This window comes from Nocardioides sp. CPCC 206348 (assembly GCF_048654705.1).
In the GTDB taxonomy this organism is placed as follows: Bacteria; Actinomycetota; Actinomycetes; order Propionibacteriales; family Nocardioidaceae; genus Nocardioides.
This window is the reverse complement of record NZ_JBMCZA010000136.1, coordinates 1-1,717: the sequence shown is the minus strand read 5'-3', so window position 1 is coordinate 1,717 and position 1,717 is coordinate 1. Positions and strand designations below refer to the sequence as shown.

2 protein-coding genes are annotated in these 1,717 nt (G+C 65.9%); both read left to right on the top strand.

All coding sequences use genetic code 11. From position 1 onward, the window contains the following. The first annotated feature begins 115 nt into the window (after positions 1-115). Positions 116-889, top strand: coding sequence for an ABC transporter ATP-binding protein (locus ACOADB_RS08700; protein ID WP_378597563.1), 774 nt, complete (start codon positions 116-118; stop codon positions 887-889). Positions 890-899: 10 nt separating this feature from the next. Beyond that, positions 900-1,661 (top strand): ABC transporter permease, encoded by a 762-nt coding sequence (locus ACOADB_RS08695; protein WP_378597562.1) that lies wholly within the window; start codon positions 900-902, stop codon positions 1,659-1,661. The last annotated feature ends 56 nt before the right edge of the window (positions 1,662-1,717 follow it).

Below are 1,717 nucleotides of genomic sequence, written 5' to 3'. Positions count from 1 at the left end.
CCCAGCGCCCGTACGTCCTCGATCACGGCCATGGTGGATCCAGCCTCTCGCGTTTCCAGTTGTTCGAAAACAGGGCTTGACCCTGACGTAGCGTCAACCCTGGAGGGTGGTGCACATGAACCCCACCTCCCCAGTGATCGAGGTCGTCGGACTGCGCAAGGCGTACGGCGACCACACCGTCCTCGACGGCGTCGACCTGTCAGTTCCGGCGGGAAGCGTCTACGCCCTGCTCGGCTCCAACGGAGCAGGCAAGACCACCACCATCCGGATCCTGGCAACCTTGCTGCGCGCCGACGCGGGCACCGCCACCGTCAACGGGTACGACGTCGCGACACAGTCCGCGCAGGTGCGCGAATCGTTCAGCCTCACCGGCCAGTTCTCCGCCGTGGACGAGATCCTGACCGGTCGCGAGAACCTCGTCCTCGTCGCGAATCTCCGGCACCTCGACCATCCAGCGCGTGTCGCTGACGACCTCCTGGCGCAGTTCTCGCTCACCGAAGCGGGAGGCAAGCGCGTCGCGACGTACTCCGGCGGCATGAAACGACGCCTGGACATCGCGATGAGCCTGATCGGGAACCCGCCCGTCATCTTCCTCGACGAGCCGACGACGGGGCTCGACCCGCACGCACGGCTCGAGGTGTGGCGGACGGTGAAGCAACTCGCTGAAGGCGGAACGACAGTGCTGCTCACGACGCAGTACCTCGAAGAGGCCGAGCACCTGGCTGACCAGATCGGCATCCTCCACCAGGGTCGGGTCATCGTCACCGGCACCCTCGCGGAGCTCAAGGCCCTGATGCCGCCGGTCGAGGTCACCTACGTCGAGAAGCAGCCGACGCTCGAGGAGATCTTCCTCGCGGTCGTCGGCCAGGACACCCGAGACGAACACTGAGGAGCATCGAATGAACACGCACTTCCTTCGCGACACCCGAACCCTCCTGGCCCGGTCCCTGCGCCACATCCTGCGCAGCCCGGACACGATCATCACCACCACGATCACGCCCATCGCGATGCTGTTGCTCTTCGTCTACGTCTTCGGTGGCGCGATCGACACCGGTGGTGCCGAGTACGTCGACTACCTCCTGCCCGGCATCTTGCTGATCACCGTTGCGTCCGGCATCGCGTACACCGCCTACCGGCTCTTCATGGACGTCTCGGGCGGGATCTTCGAACGGTTCCAGTCGATGCCGATCTCGCGTTCTGCCGTGCTGTGGGGACACGTGCTGACGTCGGTCGTCGCGAACCTGATCTCCCTGGTCCTCGTGGTCCTCGTTGCCTTGGCGATGGGTTTCCGTTCGGGTGCCGGTGTCCTGGCGTGGCTCGGCGTCGCGGGCATTCTCGTGCTCTTCACGCTGACCCTGACCTGGCTGGCGGTGATCCCCGGCCTGACCGCGAAGTCCGCCGATGCGGTCGGAGGGTTCTCCTATCCCCTGATCTTCCTGCCGTTCGTCAGCTCGGCGTTCGTACCGACCGCCGGGATGCCCGGACCGGTCCGCTGGTTCGCCGAGCACCAGCCGGTGACGTCGATCGTCGACACCCTGCGCAACCTGTACGCCGAACAGCCGGTCGGGAACGACGTCTGGACCGCTGTCGCGTGGTGCGTCGGCCTGCTCGGGGTCGCGTATGTCGTCGCCATGCGCGTCTACCAACGCAAGATCACCTGATGGCGACGAGGATGGACGCATGCTGACGATCGGTGAGCTGGCGTCGTACGCCGGAG

Bases quoted from the DNA above. Each gene is read 5' to 3' on its own strand.
- ACOADB_RS08700 (WP_378597563.1), top strand. From the start codon at position 116: ATGAACCCCACCTCCCCAGTGATCGAGGTCGTCGGACTGCGCAAGGCG.
- ACOADB_RS08695 (WP_378597562.1), top strand. From the start codon at position 900: ATGAACACGCACTTCCTTCGCGACACCCGAACCCTCCTGGCCCGGTCC.